Raw genomic sequence first — 19,719 nt, 5'->3', positions numbered from 1 at the left:
CTCATACGCCGGGCCAAGTTGTGATCGACCTGCTGTGGATCGCGACCCGGGAGGACTTGTCCGGGCAGAGCTGCCAGCTGCTCTACGATACCGAATCTGGAGAGCCGCAAGCCATGGAGATCTCAGTTCAGCGAACACTCACGCTGTTGTTCGTCCGTCTCGCCTATATCACCTATGCGGCCTGGAAGACGCCTGAAGGGTGAAAAGCAGGGGAGGGTTGACCACACTGTCAATGGCGGGTCCGTTTTCTGAAGGGTATCATGCCCGAAGTAGTCGGACACCGGCCATATCCATCCTGCCAGATTGTTTAGAAATCGAGTCCTCGAATAGTCGAGTTAGGATAGTTCACCTCTCAATGGGTCCACTTTAAATGGGTGAAACCGGTGTTTCTAACCAATTTTCAGCCGGTGTGCGGAGGGTGTACCCAAACTGAACCACTCTCAGGTGACCTCCTATCAGTTTAAACCGTTTCGGATAGTCTCGCTGATGCGACTCATTCCGTGCGGCGTTGGCATGATGTGCTGCGCCAATATCCCGGCACGCCCTACCTGGTACCCGCAACAGCCTTCACCCGCACAAGGCACTCGGGTATCGTTCACCGCGTGAGTTCATCGCCTCACACAAACCGGGATGATCCTCTCCGATCTGTCGAGGGACAACAACAGATCGATAAACAGCCCACTATTATAGCCGCCCCGACCAAATTTATGCTGAACCAAGCGCTTGAAGTAAGCAATAGAGTTGCTCATAGCCTCTGAACTATCGCTTCAGTTCCCACGATCTATGGTGGCCAGGGCACCTGGGTGTCTCCGTTCCCCACGCTCGCTCAGAGCGCCAAAACTGCCGCAACTGAGGACCTTGACTCAGTTATCGTAGTCAGGATGGCCCGACTAAGATAATCATTCGGCCGGAACAAACCAACCTTGAACGTTTGGTGCGCTCTTATCCGGGAAGCAGCCCCTTCGACCGTTTGCGTCCTGAACGATCTTGAAGCCTGGTAATGTACATTCGAGAAAAGCCGAAATGCGAGTTACGTCAGCAAGACGCTTCGCATTGCGTCCCTCTTCCGTGTTCACCCACGCGGCGGCAACCTCAGCGTTCTTAAGCTCAGTGAGTGCGTCTACATGGCCTGCTTTGAGGCCTAAACCGTATGCTGTGTAGCTGAAACCCCCAATCAGTGCCGCGACGACAGTTGCCGCCATGGCGGCCGCCTGCCATTTTGCCCTGCCGGCAACGTCTTTGGCGACTTTTTCAGCGACCGATGCCACGGAGTCGGCCAACTTCGCCTGAGCCTCGGCCACTGACGCCTCAATGACGCGATCCGCTGTCTCCTTGACCCTATCCGTCGAGACCTTTGCCGCATCCTTTACCTGCCTCGGGATCCGTTCGAGCAGCGCCTCGACAAATCCCATCAGCATCATCGCCTTGGCAAGGTCATCTGTTTCGTCGAGACCCAGGGCGTTGATGATACGGATCGCTCTCTGCCGTTCCGCATCACGCGGCTCGCGCCCCAGTAGAGATCGGAGCGCGTCGAAGTACGTCTTCTCGCCTCTCATCCAAGCCGATCCTCGAACACCGCCCAAACCCGGCGCTGGAACTGCTGGATCATAAATTTCGTGCCAGATCCGCCAGAGCTGGCGATTTCCTCGAATGTCTTCCGTTCATCGACGAGCTGCTTCTTGATCGTATCGGGCAGCTTCGGAAAATCGTCGACCTCGGCAAAATCCGACGCCTTGATCTCGTCGATGAGCTTGCTCTCATTGAGGATGGTGAATCGCTCAGGTTCTCCGTATTGGAGATTGCGAAGAACCAGCAGTGGCACCCCCGGTTCCCCGTCCTGGGGCTTGAGCGCGTCGTACATGTCTTCCACGAAGTGGAACGTGTCCTGCCGATCGTCAATAGGCATCACGACTCGGACCTTGTGTGTCCCAAGTCCTGCAACCACGCGCAATGCCCCTGCATTCTTGTCGACGTCCGAGCCCAAGGGCGTATTGATTACGATCGACCTATTCGAGGCCTCGACGAGATCGATCACCTTACCCCAGTCATCCAGTGTCGAAAGGTGGAAAGCCTTCATATCCCGCTTGCCAGCATAAACCCGTCCAACGTCCGGGTTGTTCGTATCCGTCTCAAAAATGATGGGGCGGTCCTCAACTCTATCTAAATAGTCGATTACGGAGTGTGATACGGTTGTCTTGCCGACTCCGCCCTTGCGGCATGCTACAACTACGAACTTCTTCATCGATTATCCTCTCGGCGGGCGTGAAACATCGAATTCCTGCAGCCCGCCGCTAGTAGTTCCTGAATGAAGGGCCTTCTGCACTGCTGGGCTAGCTGCCGGCTTTGGACTCACATCCCGCGGGAGGGTGCCCGGCTGTACCTTTACTGGATCCTTAGATGACTCTCCTGCAGCCTTCTTCGCAGCATCCTTTTTAGATGTTTTCGCCACCTTGGCGGAAGCCGCTGCTCGTTCCCTTTCGATATGGTTATAATAAGTCTTGAATGTCTCGGCCTTTATAGCCGGATTGCCGTCTTGGGCTTTATAGATCGCTACGATCTCATCGAACGTATATCCGTCCGACCTCATTTTCTTTGTCACGTCGTAGAGCAGTTCGACAATGGCTTTGCCCTTGAATAACTGTTCCTTCTTGCGTTCCGGCTTTTCCGGCATCTTCTTCGCGGCTTCGATCCATTTCAGGATCTGATCATAGGTCGCGCTGATGGGCGCACCCTTACCTGGAGTTCGCGGTTTCGAAACCTTTATGCTTGCATCATCCGTCATGATTTTACCTTGCGACCTAGTTTTCTCTCGCCTTAGTTGTTGTGCCTCGCTTTGGCAATCTCGCGTCACGGTCGCTGTGGATAAGTTGTATCGAAGGCTCCGGCCACGCATGGCCGGATCAATCACCAAGCTAACCCGGAGAGCTTGGAGTGGGATGCGACATCGATCATCCGAAGGCAGCCCACTATGTTTCCCCATGAGTTCCAAAATTCCAGGCGGAGTGAGTCGCAGAGTATTAGAAGTCCGAGCCGAATAAATATCTGTTGCTGATCTCATTCTGGTAAAATATCGAAGGGCAGGAGGTGGGTTTGTTAACAATCGGCCCGAACCATCGATTGGCAGCCACATAACAACGCCCCCCTTTTGTACAAGGGCTCCGCCCCTGAAATCCGTCCCAAAGAGGAGGCCTAGTGAAGAACGAGAAGCGCAGCTACGGGGAAGGGCGCGAATGCGTTGTCGCCTTTCGCATGCAGCCGGACGAGTATGTAAAACTGAAGCATGACGCCGACGATGCCGGCATGACAGTGTCATCATATGCCCGTGAGGTCGTCATGAAGCGGTCAACGACGCCGATGCTGGAAAAGAACATTCTATTCAGCATCCGACACGTGCTGGCCGAATTGAAGAAGGCGCTCCACCAAGGAGCTGATGGCCCGGAGGTGCACAAGGCTGCGCTCCTCGTACAGGAGGTCTTCACGCAGAGGCTTCTGCGCAAATGATCGTCAAGACATCGCAGCGCCGTGTCAGCTCGACAGCCCGACGCTCGGCTCGGGAGGTTTTCCGGTACATACACCAGGCAGAGAAGGGCGTGACGCCGACCCACACCGGTAACCTGAATCTTCTGACTGAAGGCTACGAGGCCCAGCGCGAGGAGTTCGCCCTCATTGCCTCAATGGCGAAGAAGTCCGCGAAGCCCGTTGCGCACTTCATCCTGTCGTGGCATGAACATGAGAAGCCAACGGCGGCCCAGGCCGACGAGGCGGCCAGGATCTTCTGCCGGGAACTCGGCGTCGAAGAGTACGCCATCGCCTATGCGATGCACGACGACACAAAGAACCAGCATCTGCATATTGCAGTCAACCGGGCCCACCCGGAGTCCGGCAAGGTCTTCGATATCGAGTTTTCCGTCCAGAAGGCACATCGCGCCTTAACTTATATCGAGCGAGCGCAGGGCTGGCAGAAAGAGGCCAAGGCCATCTTTGACTTCGACGAGAAGGGTCACCTCTTTCGCACCGACCGCGACGAGCACGGCAAGTATGTCCGTAAACCCGAGGAGCAGGATCGGCCGAAGAAGTCGCCCGGCGCTCAGAATTTCGAGCGTCGCACCGGGCAGCGCAGCGCGGAACAAATTGCCGCTGACGATCTAGTCTCGCTCATCACGGGAGCGACGAGCTGGAAGGAGCTGCACACCGTCCTCGAATGCGAGAACTCCTACTATGTTCGCCGTGGCTCTGGAGCGGTTCTGTTTGTTAACGGCACGCGCATTAAAGCCTCCGCCGCTCATCGTGACGCAGGGTTCCGCAAGCTCGAGGAGCGTCTTGGCCAGTATGAGCCAGGGCCGGAGCCGAAGGGGAGGGACGGGATCCTGCTGGATCGGAAAGCACCTCCGGACGTGAAGGCCTACGCCGCGGAGCGGACACAGACAGTTGAAGCCCGCGAGATTGGCCGAACAATCGAACGGGAGCGGTATGCCGTCGCCGCGCGGGACATCAAAGATGATGCTGTCCGAAACGCGAAAATCGTTGCAGCCCAATCGAAGAGGGGACTCGATCCTCTGCTGGCCCGTGATCTCCTCAGCGTCATTGCTCTAATTGAGCGCGATGAGCGGGAAGCCCTTAAGGTGCGGAGAGCCAAGGAACGTGCGCGACGCGGCCGGGTAGGTGCCTTGCGCGACTATACCGCGTATCTGCGGGTCACGGGCAAGGAGGCCCAAGCTGAGGCCTTTCGGTATCGGAACACCCGGAATTATCTTGAGGGCGCCTACAAGGCTCCTCAGCTGGTGGCGGTCAGAGATTTCACGCCTATTAGAATCGGCCGCGAAATTTATTATCAGCGCGGTGAGAAGACGGCATTCATCGACCAGGGAAGTCGTATCACCGTCACCGCTGAGGGTGACGACAAGGCGACGCTGACGGCTCTCAAAGTCGCCCAAGAAAAATGGGGCTCAATTGACCTGAGGGGTTCCAAGGAGTTCCGGCAGCGGGCCGTCCTGATTGGCCTTGCTGCAGGCCTGACGGTCGTGAACCTTGGCTCCGGCATCGATGTCGCAGAGATCCACCACGAACTCGCCGGCGCAAGAGAGCGCCAAGCGGCCGCAGCGAAAGCCCCTCAGTTGGTCCCCTCAAGGCCGGCTCCTGCTATCCCTGTCACCAAGTCTCCGCAGAAGGCTGGTTGCGACCTGGACGCCGAGATTGCTGCGATCAGAAGAAATCCGGCCCTGCGGAAGCCCTGGCTCGAGGGCATCGTTCTCGCAAAAGATCTCGCCGCGTGGCTCGGAGATATCACGGCCGCTGATCGCGATGTCGTAGCTATTAAAAAAGAAATGCTCTTTGTGTATCTCACTTATTTCAAAGGTGAACTTGACAGGAAAAATGCGGAGCTTCTCAAGCTGCTTCAGTCTGACAAAGATCTGTTGCGTGAAGTGAACAGAGCGATCAGAGAAGAGCGTGAAACCGCTCGGCTTCCCAAGAAGAGGCCTGATCGAAGCCGAGGACCTGGTGATTGATAGTCACCGAGGGTTCAAGAATCATCTCTTGAGCTTCCTCTGCATATTCAAGTCGACGTACGTAAGATGGGCCCTCTGCACATGACAGATCAGGGTTCGCTGGGCAGAGTTAGTTGAGTTTCCGAGCCTTCCGTGCGGATCCAGCCAGCCCGGCGACCGGCGAAGGGTATTGAGCCGTTTAAAGATCTTTGGCGATGCCGTTCCATTTTGTGAACTTGTGCGACGCCTTGTAAGAACATTTCCACGTCAAATCGAATTAAGCGCTGTATAATAACAATTTGAAGAAGCAAAACTTCGAAAAGCAGTTCGGGTAGCGTGCTCGCCAAGCTAGGAGCAACAGCCCTACGCGGGGCTACGTCCTCTCGTCAGGCGCAAGCCCCCATCAGTTTCTGTCACCTTTGGGTGATCGAAGTTCAGGTTGCCCAGCTTCCACGACTGCAATACCACGGAGGTCCCCCCAATCGCTTTTGGCTTCACCCCGCCCTCGGTAGCACGTTCGATGGCAAGGGCCTTCCCGCTCCAATCGAGCAGGAGACGATCTTCCGGGCTGAAGCCAGCTTGGTCCCACAGATCCCGCGGCAGGCGGATGGACGTGTAGAACCGGTCCGAGCGCTTGGCGTCTGGAATCGACTTCACCACAATGGGCGCGGAGCCGGTGCGACGGACGCAAGCTTCGATCTTAGCCGGGCGCAGGCCTGCCCTCACGCGCTCTTTTGCCCTGGATGGCTTCCGCGGCTCTGGCTCTGGGCTGAGTTCTGGATCCTCCTGTTCGACAGGTTCAGCCTCTCGCTTAGGAGGGGAGGCGCTCGGAAGGAATTGGATCGCGCTGACAACCTCCCGCAGGCCGCCAGCAATCCCGTCAGCCGATTGGACCATCAGGGGCGCGAGCCGCGCGATGGCCTCGATCTGCTGCCCGCCGAGAGCCACCAGCTTGCCCATCTGCTTCGCCATGAGGTCCATGGTGGAGTGAAGATCCTTCAGTTCTGCGGCCATTGCCGCCAAGGCCTGTTCCACCTCGCGTGACAGGGCGGGGGCTGATCCGGTCTGCGGCGGCACCTCCGAGCCAGAGGGGCGAGGGGTCTGCATGGGCTTGGGGCGGAAGACTTCCGCAGCGAGCGCTTCCGGCTTGCCCAAGTGGCGGGCCAGGATATCAGCGGTATCCCGGGACCGCTTGTCCGCTGGAGGACTCACGCCACTTGAAGGGGTGGTAGTATCTGGCGACCTCCGGGGGCCTGCGTCCTTGGACGGCCGAGACTTCTGAACCGCCCGGGGGGTTGCCAGACACGCCGGACACAGATCATAGGCCCGGTCGCGTCCGAGAAGCCAGCCACGGTCCTTGAAGTAGCCTTTGACGAGCTCGTCACCGGCAGGCCTGCTGGCCTCGTAGGTGTCCGTCTTGTGGCAGCCTGAGCATCGGGCGGTGAAACGGTACTTGGACGGGGCTCCACCGGTACGGGTGATCTGCGGCTCGAACTGGCGTGCGATGCCGGGCATGTGTCTTGTCCTATGCTAATCGTAACGAGCTTTCCGGCGGAGAACGGGTCTCACGCCCGGGTGTCACCCCCTGACAGGAAAGCGACTGAGAGAATGCGAGAGCACATAATACCTTGCCGGAGATTTTCCAAGCGGGAGCGACTGTTTGTTTGAAGTGATGTTTTTACCGAGTCCTGCTAGCTACAGGCCGTCCAAACCTATTGAAGCAGCGTGTCCCGAGGCAAGGCGATAGATTGATGATCCAGGAGGACGAGCCTGCCGAGGACAGGAGTGTTGATCGCGTGTTCGTCGCATTCGAAGGGGGAGGCGCAAAAGGCCTTGTCCACATCGGTGCACTGAAGGCTCTTGAGGAATATGGAGCAAACATCTGCGGGCTCGCAGGAACCTCAGCAGGCGCCATCATTGCAGCCTTGCGAGCGACCGGAATGCATGCCGATGATATGGCTGATCCCGTCCGTGGCACAACACTGCTGCCGTTGCTTGGCCCGAGATTCCGAGCGGCAACCGACATTTTCGGCCGGGGAGGCTGGGCGCGGATTGCTGCTCTACGTTCTGCTGCAATAGCCTTCTCCGGTTGCCGCCGGATTGCATCATTTGGCTTGTTGCTTCTCGCCCTGTTTGGCTCTTTGTTTGCTGCCCATGATTACGGCCGATGGGCTGTAGCGCTCACTGTGGCAGTCTGGATTATTGTCGGTGTGATTGGAGGCCTCTGGCTGCTCAGCGGTCTGTCGAGTGTGCATATCTTTCGGGACGCCTTGCGGAAGCTGTTGCAGGAGCGCCTCTTTCCCACCGAACCGGGACGGGATGTCCTGTTCTCCGATTTCGGCGTTGATGGCCGGCCAACCTTGAAGATTGTCGCTACCGACCTGAATGCACGTCAGCTCAGGCTGTTCTCACCCGAACAGACACCGGATACCCTGGTTGCCGATGCCGTGGCGGCTTCGATTTGCCTCCCCGTGATCTTCCGCCCCTTTGAATTCGGATCGTCGGTGTTTCTGGACGGTGGCCTCGTGTCCAATCTGCCGGCTTGGCCCTTCGACGAGGAGCGTGCGCTCGACCCTGACGCGCTGACGATTGCCGTCGAGATCATCGACACCACCTCGAACGCTCCGGTTTCCCCGACAGGATGGCTCGGAGCTGCGGTGAAAACGGCGATCTTCGGCTCCTCCGTATTGAACAAGCGGGCAGTCGGCCGGCTCGAAGTGGTCCCGATGGAAACCCAGCTGAAGGTGTTGGACTTCGATATCGGAGCGGATGCCGCGCTAAGGGCAGTTGCGGAGGCGGCCAATTATGCCCGAGCGCGCATTGTGCAGCGGCTTCTGGAGGGGCCCGATGTTCTGCGAGAAGCGGCCCGGGATGTGTATGTGCTCACCCATGCCGTGCTGGAGGAGCAGGGAAGCATCTTCGCCTCGCGGACTTTGACAGGCCGTATACGGGTTGCCCTCGCCATCAAAGAAGCCGGGTTGTACCGCTCCCTCAGGCTCCGGCACGGGATCGGCTACGAGGAGCATACCGATGAGGCGATGCTGTTGCCGATGGAAGGTTCGCTTGCCGGCCGAACCTGGTTGGGACGAGAGCCCACCTTTACAGAAATCGTCCAGGTGGCCGGGTTGCTTTACGACGCGGAGGGTACGGAAATCCTTCCAGGTCCGGCGAACCGCCAGCGCCGACGCCTGATCTGGCCGGAACTCGCATGGTCGCTGTGCGTTCCGGTGTTCACGGCTGAGCAGGATGAGCCCGCCTTTGTCGTTGTCGTGGAGGGCGAGGAGCGGATGACCGAGGAGGCCCCGGCCTTGGAGAGTGTTATCAACTTGCTCTCTGAGGGAATTAACACCATATTTGAAGAGCCGCTTAAGCGGTTAGCAAGGCTTGGTTACTCATGGGCGTGAAAATCCTTCGTGGCGCAGCCGCAGCCAGATCCGCAGGCTCAACTGGCCAGCGCAACACGCTCGACCCGAGCTTCGTTGAACGGGTGCGGGCGAAAGCTGCTGCAAGCAGCCGGGCGCTCACGGCCAAGGCTCAGAGGATTGTTGAGGAGCATGACCGCAATTTGGCCCGGATTACGGATCCGAAGCTGAAGGCGAGTGCTCTGAAGCGCTAAGGGCGCTCCTCAGATATCTTTATAATATAACATTTCGCATAATTAGTCTTTTGACAAGAGGTCAGTAACGGGTGCTGTGCCAAGGTCCTCCTGTAGGAGGAACTCATGCGGACCAATCACCGGCTGGCTCAGTTGTGGCTCGACGCCCTTGCCACAGAGCTGGGTGCTGCAGCCGGTACCATCGACACCTATACGGACGACCTCAACTGCTATCTCGCTTGGCTTGGCGAGAAAAGCCTCCGACTGGACGATGTTGGCCTTGATCACGTCCGGAACTACATCGCTGCTCTCGATCACCGTGGCTATGCCGGATCGACCATCGCCCGCCGTATCACGGTCATCCGCAACCTGCATCGCTTCCTGATCGCCGAGGAGCTCGGCTCCAGCGATCCCACATCCACCATGCCGGCCATGAAGCGGCCCAGAAAGCTGCCCTTCGTCCTCTCCATTGCCGAGACGGAAGCGCTTCTGGAAACCGCCCACACGCTCGCGGCCGATCCCTCGGTTGGCCTCTACCGTCAGGCCGGCTATGCCCGACGGGCTGCTCTGTTCGAGACGCTCTACGCCTCGGGCATGCGCATCAGCGAGGCGCTGTCTCTGCCCTCCGATGCCGCCCGCCCTGACACCCGGATGCTGATGGTGCGCGGCAAGGGCGACAAGCAGCGGCTTGTGCCCCTTCATGACCGAGCCATTGCGGCCATCGCCCACTGGCAGAAGCTGGCTGGCGGGTACTCTGGGGGCAAGCCAACCCAGTGGCTCTTCCACTCGGTGCGCAACGGAGCCAAGGCTCTGACGCGCCAAGCTGCCCTGCTCGAGATCAAGGAGGCCGCCGTAGCCGCGGGTCTCGCTAGTCCGGATCGGGTTTCTCCGCATGTGCTGCGCCACGCCATCGCTACCCACATGCATTCAGGCGGTACCGATCTGCGTGTGTTGCAGGAGCTGCTGGAGCACGCTGGCATCGAGACCACTCAGATCTACACGCACCTGGATACGTCCCGCCTTCACCAGATGGTCCGGGACCTCCACCCGCTGAACACACAATCTGTTCCTGACTGAAAGCTGCAGGACGCTTGTGATGACAGGGTCTAGGTCTCCAACACTGATGGGCATTGCCCCGAGGACCGATGCAGGCCGTCGCCCCAAAGCCCCCGTACCCCAGCTCGACAGCGCAGAGCCTCGCCTGTGGGGCTGGGTCCATAGAAACGGGCTACCTCAATGGCAAGATTGTGCTGCGCGGTTGATTGCATGGCGTGCCGGTTCCGGCCAATGCCTACTTCATCGAGCTGAGCGTGCGCATGCTGCGCGATAAGCTCAAGCCCGGAGCAGTCTCCACTGCGCAAGCCGAGGCTGAGTTGAGGACGCTCGGTTTGGCTCTGGGCAGCAATCCCCAATAGCCTGGGAGCAACAGTAGCCTGATTGAGGCTTTGAGCCAGGCGCATGGGGATGCCACAACCGCTAGAGCGATAAGAGGTGGTCTGAAGTCTCAAGCGACCTTGCTTTCGCCCTGAGCGGCTCGTGCTTCGGCTGCCGCGGCAGCCTGCTTCCGTATACGGTGCTCAGCCAATTGCTGACGGAGGTCCTGGTATAGCGGGCGGAACGTTGGGCCGTGATCTTCGACCATGTCGGCAAGGATGTGGACGGCCCGAACAAGCTTTTCTTCGGTAATCGGTCCGCGTTCCCGGTGATGCCATTCGCTCATGGTGCCGTCTCCTCATGATGGAGAGGGCACACTGCGCCGATCATCTTGATAGGAGGTTAAGCTTGCCTCAGCCTGGGGACGGTGTACACAAGCTAGCGCCCGGGCGATCGTTATCTTAAACATTGCTGGCAAATCACACCTGAGGCAGATCGCCTAAACACCGATCAGCTCGAGAAATACTCACGAAATTGTACGATGAACCAATTTGAACGCCACGTCGTCATCGACGTCGAAACTGCTCAGTCCTACGATCACGTCATTGAGATCGCCGCTGTGGAGGTCATTGGCAGAACGATCTCCCCTCGCTCATTTCTCCGCAGGGTCAAGCCGCGCTCAGCCATGAGCCCTTTCTGCTATGCGGTGCATCGCATTTCGCTGGCCGATCTGGAGAATGAGCCGCACTTTGAGGATGTCGTTCACGATCTGATGAACTTCGTAGGCGACGACACGATTATCGCGCACAACTATGCCTACGAGTATAACACTCTCAAGCGGGAGTTCGAGCGCGCATCACGGCCGACTTATCCGCGAGAGCGCTTCTTCTGCACCATGGCTCTGGCGAAGCGCTCCGGTCTGCCCGGCAAACTCCGTCATGCTTGTTCAAAGGCAGGCATCAGCATTGCTCATCTACGCGACGCTCACGATGCGTTGAACGATGCTCTCTTGGCAGCTCATCTGTTTGTAAAGCTCAATCCGGCGGAGCGGCCCTGACGTCGCGGATTTTACAGGCTGCGCTCGTCGCAGCAGGCGATGACATCCTCACGCAATCCAGGCCTGATAATCCTCCTGCAGGGATCAGGGGGACAGCATGTGCAAGCGACAGATCGACAGGCGGCCAACAATGCCCACACCATCTAATGACAACGAGCCGAGCACTGCTATACGCGTCAACGCCCAAGATCCGCCTGTCCATGGAGCCGGAATTCTATCCATCGTCCTTGAGCGTGCGGAACCCTTAGGCTGGATCTCGTGGCAGACGGACTGCTGATGATCAGCGACAGCGCCCGTTAGTCTAAGGCTCAGGCTGCCTTAAAGGTCTGTGTAGCCCTCTTCCGCTGGGCCACGGCCCTTGTCCCGAGAGCGTGAGCGGCCTGGGCGGGGAAGATCTCAACCTTCCCTGGCGATTGGACCCGATATATCCCCGTTTGCGCACCAGCCGGATCGTGCCGAACAGGTCATGCTCAATCATCAGGCTGTAGAAGCGAGCCCTGCCCTGCTCCGGATCGCGCCGGTAGAGCACCAGGTGGTGCTGAAACGGGAGAGCGCGCATCTGGCATCCAGACAGCAGTCCTTACTCAGGTTTACCCTTCTGGAGTGTCCGCTCCATCTCCCGCATCATGGCGGCCTCGACGTCACTGAGGTTCGCCTTGCTTGGTTGCCCATTCCCTGGAGCAGGGGCTGCCACCTGAGCCCTGGTGACCGAAACGGGCTTTGCGGTGGGGCGTTTATCAGCGATGCCCGATTGGGCTGGAAAGCGGTTCTCCAGGGTATCGAGCAGACTGTCGAGAGCTGCATCGGACAAGGGGACGTCCAGAGACTGCTCAACGCCTCTCAGAGCAAGAGACTGATTGCTGTAGCGAGCCTCCGCAGTGACCTCGGGGCCAAACCACGCCAGGGGACCAAAGCCCCTCGCCTCCTCCTCGTTCTCGAACTCAGCCGAAACGAAATACAGGGCCTTGGGCCGGGTGAACTGGTCGACGAAGATCTGGCGCTGGCCGATGGCCAATGGCGCCCGGGCGTAGTCGACCTCGCCAGCGCACACATCCAACAGTGCGTGGGCGTGAGAAGTGGGGACTTCAGTCTGTTCCTCCACATCCCCATAAGGACCAGCGGTTCTCAAGATCAGCAGCGCCCTGTTCTCCTCGAGGCGCACCCAGGAGGTACGATCTCTCTGGTCCGGGAAGAAGCCCTCGATCTGGCGAAAACCGCCTCTCTCCCGCTGAATAAGGCGGGCCAAGGATGAGGCAAGGAGAAAGCGGCGGCGAATGGTCATAGGATGCAACGCCTAAAGACATCAAAGAATCTGGCTTTCGTACATGGCACAGAGCCCCTGAGGCAAGCCTGCGCGAGCAGAACCCAGTCTGTTCGGCATCATGAGGTTAACCTGCGGCGATCACAAGCAGACATAGAGGCCTCCGGATCGCTTCATGAAATAGCCACGGTTGACGGGCGTAGTTTGCCCGGCGGTGTCAACTCCACCAGACCGCGCCTCGGCTGAGGGTCCTTGAACCCGATCTCCTCAGCCGAGGCGCGCGGCTTTTTGAGCTACGATTGTTGCCAAGAGCGAGCTCTTTGTGTCAAGGCCCTCTCCTTCTGGACCGCTGAGGCTCGACTGACCATTAGGCTACGCGTTGGCTTTAAGGGTGTGCTACGGGAGTTACGGCGCTCTGGTTGGAGGCCCTGCGAACACGTCCCTTGGCTGAGGCGTTCGCACTGCGCATTGATCTAAGGAAACGACGGTAGCAACGGAATCTTCATTGGCTCAGTCCTATCATCGTGCGGTGGCCCTTTCTACCCTTGCATAGAGCCACAGACGCCCTGGTTGAGGATCCAGACAGCCCTCCGCCAGGGCGTTTCTTCTCGGGGATGAAGGTGATAGGGCGCAATAGCGCTGCGGCTCCCCTGTGTCACAGCCGGATTGCGCCATCAAACCAGATCGCGGCAACTGGCAACCACGAGATTTCGGATCCGTGGCCAGCAATCCTTCTGACAACGCCCGGGTTCTGAACGCAACAGATATTGGCTGGCGGAGGTTGTTGTTAGATTAAGCCGCCACGTGCCTGGCCGCACGTCCCTTCAGCCCCAGAAATGCCACGGTGCGCTTCCCTACTGTGTCCCTGACGGAGTTGAACCATGCGCGCCATCCTCGCACTCCTTTGCCTGTTTGGGGGCTCACCCAATGATGGGAAGGCGGAAACCTTCGATGCAGGGCAGGAGCCGAAGGTTGAAAGGTACCGTGCTCTCCTCTCCGACCTTGCAGCCTCAAGTACCAGTTCGGCGAACAACACACCGATCGACCTGCCTGAGGGCCTGAGGGAGGCGATCGAAACCTGGACACGCACCTAGGCTGGGTGCGTTGGCGATCATGCCAGACTATCCCAAGAAGGCCGCGCTTTCTGGGAGGGTTGACCGTGCTGCATTTCACCTGAGCGGCCGATCCGAATCCAGGAGATTCACGGCAACGGATAACTGCAACGGCAGCCAATGGTGCTTCTTCCGCCGCAGTTGAGGATCGGTGAGAGCGATGATTTTGCCCGCGCGCCGGTCAGATGGATTACGAATATGTAATCCGGCAAATGTCCTTTGTTCATTCTGGATTTAGTTTTCCAGCTTGAAAATTGGCACACCAAACCGAGCTTCCTTGGAAAAGGTCACTCTTCAATCCGCCTCCGTTCACAACCCACTGATAAAAGGCCATATCAAACAATGCTGCGTAAGTTCGCTTCTTTGGTCCTCGCTGCCTCCATGCTGGCGGCTCCGCTGTCTCAGGCGATCGCAGCCTCTCGCTCTCAGATGCCTGAGGTCACGAAACAACACCCGGGTGAAAGCTACACCCAGTATCGCCGCTACTATCATGGTCCGCGTTACTACCGCCGTGGTGGAAACGGCGGTGCCGTTGCAGCAGGCGTCCTTGGTCTGGCCGCTGGCGCTCTCGTCGCTGGTGCGATTACCAACCAGGCACAGGCTGCTCCCCCGCCGCCTCCCGGCACAGTCGACCCGCGACTAGCGGCCTACTGCGCTCGCAAGTACCGGTCCTACGATCCGGGCTCAGGCACCTTCCTGGCCGGCAACGGCATGCGCTACGTCTGCACCTACTAGCCGCAATCTGCAGGAAACGAACCGCCAGAAGAGGCTTGCTGAGAGCCTCTCTTTCTTGGCGGGTCCTGGTCCAATCTTCCGAGTTGATGCTGGCGCGAAAGATGGCCAGCGTACGGCCATGTACCCACGCTGGAGCAGCTCAGCCAGGTCGGTCCTCAAGTGCACATCCTCCAAGCGGCGGCTGAGGATCTTCTCAGCTAAGCCTGCTAGGGAAATACCCTTCACCTGCAGTTAACCCTGCTTCGAATTGGATCTGTCTGACTGGGAGCTTCTGCTGGCTGGAGCGGTTCTCCTTGCAGTCAGGATTAAAGGATAGTCCGATGAACAGGAAAGCTCTCTGGCTTACTGGCCTGCCCGTGCTGATGCTTGCAGCCGTACGGCAGCCCATTCAGGCAGCCAGCTTCGACTGCTCCAAAGCTGAGACGATGGATGAGAAAGCCATTTGTGCCGATCGTCAGCTGAATGATGCGGATGTCGAGATGGCAGTTCTCGACACCCAGCTAAAGCCGCTTCTGGGGATGGGCGCTCGTGGCGATTTGGAAGACGAACAGGCCGCTTGGCTCAAGCGTCGTGCTGGCTGTGGCGGGGACCGTGCCTGTGTGAGCGAAGCCTATGAGGATCGAGTTCGCCAACTAACACGGGGCTTTGAGGTGCTCTCCAAGCGAGGCCCCGTATAACCGCAGTCCAAAGCGGACTGTCTCAATGAGGCAGAGATCCTTGGTCTGCCCTTTGGAGGGTGATCCTCCCTGGGGCATGGCTTTTAAGCCAAAGGAGGATTGAAGATGGGCGAGAAAAGGCACACGGCCGACGAGATCGTCGCCAAGCCCTGGCAGGTGGAACAGCAAGCGGGCCGAGCACATGCGCCTCGTTTGTCTTCGGTACGTGTTGCGGTGTAGTTATGGTCTTGTAGCCGCGATCATGATCGATTTGCCCGGGTTAGGAGAACCAGCATGAATGTCTTGGTTTTAGCTGCCCGCAAGGGAGGTTCTGGAAAGAGCACCCTTGCCGCGCATCTGGGAAGCTATATGGCCGAGCATTCTCGACCGACGCTCCTGATTGACGCTGACCCTCAGGGATCCCTAGCCCTTTGGCACCAAGTCCGGGACGCGGGGGATCTTTCGCTCCATGTTGGTACCAAGCATCTCGCAGCCACCTTGGCGAAGGCAAAGCGCGACGGAGTGAAGTGGGTCTTGATCGACACGCCGCCCAACGCTGACGCTTCAGTGGCCGAGGCGATTTCGCACGCAGATCTAGTTGTAATCCCGATGCGTCCGGGGCTGTTCGATGTCGACGCCGTTCAAGCAACGATCCGGGTCTGCCGTGAGCTGATAAAGCCATATGCGGTGGTGATCAACGCCGCACCAGCCAAGAATGGCTCGGATGACCCAATGGTGACGGACGCACGAGGGGCGATGCAGGCGCTCGACGTTCCAACCTGGGCAGGTCAGATTACCCATAGCCCTGAACTGGCACTCTCCTTAGCCCATGGAGCTGGCGTTCACGAATTCAGCTCCAGGTCGTCCGGCTCGGAGGAGATCGGCAACCTCTGGCGGGCACTCACAAAGAGCTTTGAGGCAATCAAGGCTGTGACAGGCAAACATGCCCAATCCGTCTGAGCGTATTCGGTCGATGCTTGATATCTAGTTTGCTGTCGTTAGGTGCGCGATCCTGTGCGGCCTTGAGATAAGCCGCCTGCTGCACAACCAACAGGCGACACTTGTCTGCAATCACCTTCGGCTACGAGCACTCACGCGCGACGCGTACGAGGCCTGCAAGGCACTTGGCGGGACTACTATCCCTGTCTATCTAGTCCAGGCCCACAGGCACTGACCTGCACCTGCACCGACCGGAGGGTCCCATGAGGTGAGCGGCGCCTATCTCCGTTTCAGGTTAATGATGTTGGTGCCGTGCACATCGCTCAGCCGGAGCTTGCGCTCCAAATCCTCAACTTGTCTTGATACGGCATCCAGGTTGGACCGGATCACATAAAGGTCAGACGCCGTTATCGGAGCGGCCTGGGCTACTTCCGAGCTGAATTCTTGTTGTGATGTTTGGTTCTGCTGTTGTTGGGGACGGGTACCTGCCACCCATGTCCAGATACGTTTGGCAAGCAGAACCAGCAGGTAGAACAGACCAGTCCCAAAAGCTAAGGCAACACCCATCAGGCTGATTGCGATCAGCTGATCTCCCTCGATACCCATCACTGCACACCCCACTCCTATGGCTACGGTTATCACGCAGACCGGAGTTGAGCCCAGACGAAATCAACAGGATGGCTAACGTCTTATGGAGAGAGGCCCATCGCCGGGCAGTCCGGCTGCCGAGAACGGGCGGATGCTGGCGAACTCTCACGTCGCGGCAGGTGGCACCATGACCAGCGCCTATGGACGTGCCCCCTCACGTATACCTTGGCAGCAATCTCGCCACAATTGGCAACAAGGATGCGCCTAGCCACATCTCCGGCCCGAGCATTGAAAGGGTTATCTATGACCCACAAGGATCGCGTTGCGCTCTATAGCCGGATCGGGCTTATCCTGGCATCATTTGCCATCATTGGCGGGGTGGTTGCCGAGCCCCTTCTTCGGCCCTTGTGGTCCCCGCGGCTGGCTGTGGCCCATCGGTAGGGAAAGCCAAAATGTCTTCGCCACTCCAGGACGATGACTCGGCGGCGAGAGCAATGCGCACTTGGAGAAGCCAGTAAGAACTTTGCGCCCACGCGTTTGGGAATTGTGACTTAGGTAAGAGGCAGTTGTGAATGAGGCAATCAGCTAACGCGGCATGGTCTTAGTCAAACTGATCAAAACTAATTCGCCGCGGCTAAACGATAGGCCGCCCGTGCCAGGAATTAAGAAAGTGGAAAGCCAATCGCCGCTGAGCCCTCCTCTTTCGGATTACATCGTACCTCTTTGGAGTTAGATCATATAGCCTATGGGTTGAACTGCCGCGCTTCTATGGCATGATCAAGCCAACAACATTGAACCTTCGTTCGGTGTACTTAGGACGAGGCAGATCAATGTTAGAGAATTACGCCGAATGTGCCGCTAGTGAACACATTACGACTACTGGCTTTAGCTTTTCTCGTAATCACGAGATCCAAACTGTGGTCCTCTGCCGGAATTCCCTGCTTCGCATGGGTCTCAAGCACCTTCTGACTGGAACCCGCTTTGCTGTTTGCGAAACGGATTTCGCTATTGCGGCGCTCTCGCAGGAGGTTCGCAGTCTTACGCCGGAACTCTTCCTGGTTGATGTGAGCAGTTGCTCCGAGGAGGAACTGAAGACTGTCAGCATTCTGAAGGCGCACTTTCCGCAGGCGCGGATTATTGCATTCGCGGATACCTTCGATCTCGGATTTGTGCGGCTTGGGCTTGAGGCTGGTGTGAACGGCTATTGCCTGTTTACGAGTGACCGCGAGGTCCTGATCAAGTCACTCGAACTGGCTATGCTGGGCGAGATCATCCTGCCAACCGTGCTGGTGCAGTCAGCCTTCCAGCAGTTAGCCCCCTTCCTTGAGCAGGGTGCTATCGGACAATCCTCAGAGCCCAAGGCCACCTCCCCTGCAGCACACAAGCTCTCGCCTCGGGAAGCTGAGATCCTGGGTTGCATCATGGGCGGCGCCCCCAACAAGATCATCGCGCGGCAGCTTGATGTTACAGAAGCCACGGTCAAAGTTCATGTGAAGGCGATCCTGCGAAAGGTTGGCGCGGCTAACCGCACACAAGCAGCAATGTGGGCGACAGAGCATCTTGGGACAGGGGGCAAACAGGTCCTCCATGCCTGATCGCCGCTTGCCGCAGATCTGAAACAGCAAAAGGCTGACGCGAGATCCAGCCTTTTGCTTTCTGACGCTATCCGTCCACGCTCCTATGCAACTGGCATCGCGGACGTCCGCACTGCTTCTTATGGCTGTAGCGTTGCAGTGGCTGTCACCGACTGCGCCTCTTTCCTTTTGACTTTGCCATCATCTGCTGCATCGCAGCTTCCGCTTGTGCTTTGGCCTCTGCATCGTAGTTGAGGTTACGCACTTCTGAGGGTTCTCCCGGATCCTGCAAGCCATTCTGGCGCGCCCGCCACTGCTTTGCCTGGTTGGTTGTTGCTGCCGCATTGGCAAGCTTTTCGAGCCGATCGAGCTGAGGCGTGCTGGCCTGACCCTCGTTCTCGGTCTTCTTTTCGCCTTGCTTCCGTCGTGTCGTCATAAGTCTGTATCCTGGCAAAGGTCAGCGTCCCTCATTTCTCTTTCCGTAACCAACAACCCTTGGGACAAGCTCACCTATGACACGGGCCTTGGAGGCTACCGGACGGATGTGACCGAAGCCCAGGTTCAAAAAGCTCCGTCGTTCTATGGTGATGACGAGGTCTGGCCTGACCGCAAACGGCAGCAGGAGATGAGAGACTACTGGCACGATGTTCCCAGAGGCCCGGTCTAAGCGCAGGCAGACCTACTAACACGGTAGCGTAACCCGACGAAATCTAGCTGATGCGGTTTACGAGAACGTTGGCCTCTCATGGGCAGAGCGGGTCTCGTTGATACTGTCCCTTTCGGTCCATAGATTTGAAGCCGCCGCGCAGGGAAGTATCCCGGAAGCAGTACGGGCAGAGGCCCGATCCGCAACTGAGCTTAGTTGCCGGTGTTGACCGCCATCTTGATCCTGTGCAGCCCTTCTGAGGTCAGTGGGTCAACTCTCAGGATCGGGTGCCCTCCTGCCGAGCGGCGCTGCGAGAATAGAAGGCGGACATAGCCTCCATCTTGGAGCGGGAGGAAAAAGATCCCGTCGGACTCTCCCTTTAGGAAACAGCGCAAGCCAATATAGAAGCTCTCCTCGTAGCCCCTCACGGCTCGCCGGATGGCAGGATGAACGACAAGAGTGATGCTCTTGCTTTCGCAGACCTCTTCGACGCTTTCGAAACTCAACACGGCTGAACCTCGCTGCCCAAGCGGCCCGTTGGCCACTATCGAAGGTCAACGCAGCCAGTAAGCTGCTGTTCGCCCCAAGCTCAGCTTATCCACCAAGGGATGAGCTTGCTTGGCCAGGATCATTGGAGTATCAACTCGTGTTAGCACTCACATGCGCCGAGTGCTAACGCTGCTGCTCGGCGCAGAC

The 19,719-nt window shown here is 58.2% G+C and carries 20 protein-coding genes and 1 pseudogene; 12 read left to right on the top strand and 9 right to left on the bottom strand.

Annotated features, from left to right (window positions below; translation table 11 throughout):
- Nucleotides 1-203: pseudogene (locus JKG68_RS25630) on the top strand (hypothetical protein); the annotation flags it as partial.
- 696 nt (nucleotides 204-899) lie between these two features.
- Here JKG68_RS25630 and JKG68_RS25625 read toward each other — a convergent pair.
- Genes JKG68_RS25625 through JKG68_RS25615 form a run of 3 tightly spaced genes read right to left on the bottom strand, consistent with a single transcriptional unit; the run spans nucleotide 900 to nucleotide 2,782 of the window.
- Nucleotides 900-1,556: a DUF6753 family protein gene (locus tag JKG68_RS25625; protein WP_202064422.1), complete on the bottom strand. Its 657-nt coding sequence runs from the start codon at nucleotides 1,554-1,556 to the stop codon at nucleotides 900-902.
- On the bottom strand, nucleotides 1,553-2,242 hold the full coding sequence (locus JKG68_RS25620; protein ID WP_202064421.1) for a hypothetical protein: 690 nt from the start codon (nucleotides 2,240-2,242) through the stop codon (nucleotides 1,553-1,555). Before JKG68_RS25620 ends, JKG68_RS25625 begins: the two co-directional genes overlap by 4 nt.
- 3 nt (nucleotides 2,243-2,245) lie before the next feature.
- Nucleotides 2,246-2,782: a hypothetical protein gene (locus JKG68_RS25615; protein WP_202064420.1), complete on the bottom strand. Its 537-nt coding sequence runs from the start codon at nucleotides 2,780-2,782 to the stop codon at nucleotides 2,246-2,248.
- 410 nt (nucleotides 2,783-3,192) lie between these two features.
- Between JKG68_RS25615 and JKG68_RS25610 the strand changes: the two genes are divergently transcribed.
- Both JKG68_RS25610 and traI read left to right on the top strand, forming a co-directional pair.
- Nucleotides 3,193-3,501 carry a plasmid mobilization protein gene (locus tag JKG68_RS25610; RefSeq protein ID WP_202064419.1) on the top strand — a complete coding sequence of 103 codons (309 nt, stop codon included), beginning with the start codon at nucleotides 3,193-3,195 and terminating at the stop codon, nucleotides 3,499-3,501.
- Nucleotides 3,498-5,507: a TraI/MobA(P) family conjugative relaxase gene (gene traI, locus JKG68_RS25605; protein ID WP_202064418.1), complete on the top strand. Its 2,010-nt coding sequence runs from the start codon at nucleotides 3,498-3,500 to the stop codon at nucleotides 5,505-5,507. The genes JKG68_RS25610 and traI overlap by 4 nt, the downstream gene beginning before the upstream one ends.
- 342 nt (nucleotides 5,508-5,849) lie before the next feature.
- Here the strand turns inward: traI and JKG68_RS25600 are convergent, their stop codons facing one another.
- Nucleotides 5,850-7,001 carry a hypothetical protein gene (locus tag JKG68_RS25600; RefSeq protein WP_202064414.1) on the bottom strand — a complete coding sequence of 384 codons (1,152 nt, stop codon included), beginning with the start codon at nucleotides 6,999-7,001 and terminating at the stop codon, nucleotides 5,850-5,852.
- A gap of 236 nt (nucleotides 7,002-7,237) precedes the next feature.
- On the opposite strand from JKG68_RS25600, the gene JKG68_RS25595 reads away from it, so the two are divergent.
- The 4 genes from JKG68_RS25595 to JKG68_RS25580 all read left to right on the top strand — a co-directional run bounded on the left by JKG68_RS25595 (nucleotide 7,238) and on the right by JKG68_RS25580 (nucleotide 10,496).
- Nucleotides 7,238-8,890, top strand: coding sequence for a patatin-like phospholipase family protein (locus tag JKG68_RS25595; protein WP_202064406.1), 1,653 nt, complete (start codon nucleotides 7,238-7,240; stop codon nucleotides 8,888-8,890).
- Entirely contained in the window at nucleotides 8,887-9,102 is a 216-nt protein-coding gene (locus JKG68_RS25590) for a hypothetical protein (protein WP_202064403.1), read from the top strand. The genes JKG68_RS25595 and JKG68_RS25590 overlap by 4 nt, the downstream gene beginning before the upstream one ends.
- A 105-nt stretch (nucleotides 9,103-9,207) precedes the next feature.
- The gene (locus tag JKG68_RS25585; protein WP_202064401.1) at nucleotides 9,208-10,158 is read left to right on the top strand and encodes a tyrosine-type recombinase/integrase; all 951 of its coding nucleotides are present in this window, start codon (nucleotides 9,208-9,210) and stop codon (nucleotides 10,156-10,158) included.
- 194 nt (nucleotides 10,159-10,352) lie between these two features.
- Complete coding sequence (locus JKG68_RS25580; RefSeq protein WP_202064396.1) at nucleotides 10,353-10,496, top strand: hypothetical protein; 144 nt, start codon at nucleotides 10,353-10,355, stop codon at nucleotides 10,494-10,496.
- A gap of 89 nt (nucleotides 10,497-10,585) precedes the next feature.
- On the opposite strand, the gene JKG68_RS25575 is transcribed toward JKG68_RS25580, so the two are convergent.
- Complete coding sequence (locus JKG68_RS25575) at nucleotides 10,586-10,801, bottom strand: hypothetical protein (protein ID WP_202064391.1); 216 nt, start codon at nucleotides 10,799-10,801, stop codon at nucleotides 10,586-10,588.
- A gap of 195 nt (nucleotides 10,802-10,996) precedes the next feature.
- Between JKG68_RS25575 and JKG68_RS25570 the strand changes: the two genes are divergently transcribed.
- The gene (locus JKG68_RS25570; protein ID WP_202064389.1) at nucleotides 10,997-11,512 is read left to right on the top strand and encodes a 3'-5' exonuclease; all 516 of its coding nucleotides are present in this window, start codon (nucleotides 10,997-10,999) and stop codon (nucleotides 11,510-11,512) included.
- A gap of 301 nt (nucleotides 11,513-11,813) precedes the next feature.
- Here the strand turns inward: JKG68_RS25570 and JKG68_RS34900 are convergent, their stop codons facing one another.
- Nucleotides 11,814-11,990: a hypothetical protein gene (locus JKG68_RS34900; RefSeq protein WP_376773206.1), complete on the bottom strand. Its 177-nt coding sequence runs from the start codon at nucleotides 11,988-11,990 to the stop codon at nucleotides 11,814-11,816.
- Between the two features lie 102 nt (nucleotides 11,991-12,092).
- Nucleotides 12,093-12,794 carry a hypothetical protein gene (locus JKG68_RS25565; RefSeq protein WP_202064382.1) on the bottom strand — a complete coding sequence of 234 codons (702 nt, stop codon included), beginning with the start codon at nucleotides 12,792-12,794 and terminating at the stop codon, nucleotides 12,093-12,095.
- Between the two features lie 1,433 nt (nucleotides 12,795-14,227).
- Here JKG68_RS25565 and JKG68_RS25560 point away from each other — a divergent pair.
- The 3 genes from JKG68_RS25560 to JKG68_RS25550 all read left to right on the top strand — a co-directional run bounded on the left by JKG68_RS25560 (nucleotide 14,228) and on the right by JKG68_RS25550 (nucleotide 16,236).
- Nucleotides 14,228-14,620, top strand: coding sequence for a BA14K family protein (locus JKG68_RS25560; RefSeq protein ID WP_246515856.1), 393 nt, complete (start codon nucleotides 14,228-14,230; stop codon nucleotides 14,618-14,620).
- A 320-nt stretch (nucleotides 14,621-14,940) separates the two neighbouring features.
- Nucleotides 14,941-15,297, top strand: a complete 357-nt coding sequence (locus tag JKG68_RS25555; RefSeq protein WP_202064380.1) for a lysozyme inhibitor LprI family protein — start codon at nucleotides 14,941-14,943, stop codon at nucleotides 15,295-15,297.
- 273 nt (nucleotides 15,298-15,570) lie between these two features.
- On the top strand, nucleotides 15,571-16,236 hold the full coding sequence (locus JKG68_RS25550) for an AAA family ATPase (RefSeq protein WP_202064378.1): 666 nt from the start codon (nucleotides 15,571-15,573) through the stop codon (nucleotides 16,234-16,236).
- 258 nt (nucleotides 16,237-16,494) lie between these two features.
- Here JKG68_RS25550 and JKG68_RS25545 read toward each other — a convergent pair whose 3' ends face one another.
- A complete protein-coding gene (locus JKG68_RS25545; RefSeq protein WP_202064376.1) occupies nucleotides 16,495-16,824 on the bottom strand; it encodes a hypothetical protein in 330 nt (109 codons plus the stop codon).
- Between the two features lie 809 nt (nucleotides 16,825-17,633).
- Here JKG68_RS25545 and JKG68_RS25540 point away from each other — a divergent pair.
- Complete coding sequence (locus JKG68_RS25540; RefSeq protein ID WP_202064374.1) at nucleotides 17,634-18,398, top strand: LuxR C-terminal-related transcriptional regulator; 765 nt, start codon at nucleotides 17,634-17,636, stop codon at nucleotides 18,396-18,398.
- A 145-nt stretch (nucleotides 18,399-18,543) separates the two neighbouring features.
- Here the strand turns inward: JKG68_RS25540 and JKG68_RS25535 are convergent, their stop codons facing one another.
- Entirely contained in the window at nucleotides 18,544-18,813 is a 270-nt protein-coding gene (locus JKG68_RS25535) for a hypothetical protein (protein WP_202064372.1), read from the bottom strand.
- Nucleotides 18,814-19,719: the final 906 nt, after the last annotated feature.

It is taken from the genome of Microvirga aerilata, from assembly GCF_016743775.1.
GTDB classification, from domain to species: domain Bacteria; phylum Pseudomonadota; class Alphaproteobacteria; order Rhizobiales; family Beijerinckiaceae; genus Microvirga; species Microvirga aerilata.
This window is presented reverse-complemented; position numbering and strand designations above follow the sequence as displayed.

Excerpts from the sequence above, each read along its gene's own strand:
- JKG68_RS25625 (WP_202064422.1), bottom strand. The coding sequence starts at position 1,556 with ATGAGAGGCGAGAAGACGTACTTCGACGCGCTCCGATCTCTACTGGGG.
- JKG68_RS25620 (WP_202064421.1), bottom strand. The coding sequence starts at position 2,242 with ATGAAGAAGTTCGTAGTTGTAGCATGCCGCAAGGGCGGAGTCGGCAAG.
- JKG68_RS25615 (WP_202064420.1), bottom strand. The coding sequence starts at position 2,782 with ATGACGGATGATGCAAGCATAAAGGTTTCGAAACCGCGAACTCCAGGT.
- traI (WP_202064418.1), top strand. The coding sequence starts at position 3,498 with ATGATCGTCAAGACATCGCAGCGCCGTGTCAGCTCGACAGCCCGACGC.
- JKG68_RS25600 (WP_202064414.1), bottom strand. The coding sequence starts at position 7,001 with ATGCCCGGCATCGCACGCCAGTTCGAGCCGCAGATCACCCGTACCGGT.
- JKG68_RS25595 (WP_202064406.1), top strand. The coding sequence starts at position 7,238 with ATGATCCAGGAGGACGAGCCTGCCGAGGACAGGAGTGTTGATCGCGTG.
- JKG68_RS25585 (WP_202064401.1), top strand. The coding sequence starts at position 9,208 with ATGCGGACCAATCACCGGCTGGCTCAGTTGTGGCTCGACGCCCTTGCC.
- JKG68_RS25575 (WP_202064391.1), bottom strand. The coding sequence starts at position 10,801 with ATGAGCGAATGGCATCACCGGGAACGCGGACCGATTACCGAAGAAAAG.
- JKG68_RS25570 (WP_202064389.1), top strand. The coding sequence starts at position 10,997 with ATGAACCAATTTGAACGCCACGTCGTCATCGACGTCGAAACTGCTCAG.
- JKG68_RS34900 (WP_376773206.1), bottom strand. The coding sequence starts at position 11,990 with ATGATTGAGCATGACCTGTTCGGCACGATCCGGCTGGTGCGCAAACGG.
- JKG68_RS25565 (WP_202064382.1), bottom strand. The coding sequence starts at position 12,794 with ATGACCATTCGCCGCCGCTTTCTCCTTGCCTCATCCTTGGCCCGCCTT.
- JKG68_RS25560 (WP_246515856.1), top strand. The coding sequence starts at position 14,228 with ATGCTGCGTAAGTTCGCTTCTTTGGTCCTCGCTGCCTCCATGCTGGCG.
- JKG68_RS25555 (WP_202064380.1), top strand. The coding sequence starts at position 14,941 with ATGAACAGGAAAGCTCTCTGGCTTACTGGCCTGCCCGTGCTGATGCTT.
- JKG68_RS25550 (WP_202064378.1), top strand. The coding sequence starts at position 15,571 with ATGAATGTCTTGGTTTTAGCTGCCCGCAAGGGAGGTTCTGGAAAGAGC.
- JKG68_RS25540 (WP_202064374.1), top strand. The coding sequence starts at position 17,634 with ATGTTAGAGAATTACGCCGAATGTGCCGCTAGTGAACACATTACGACT.
- JKG68_RS25535 (WP_202064372.1), bottom strand. The coding sequence starts at position 18,813 with ATGACGACACGACGGAAGCAAGGCGAAAAGAAGACCGAGAACGAGGGT.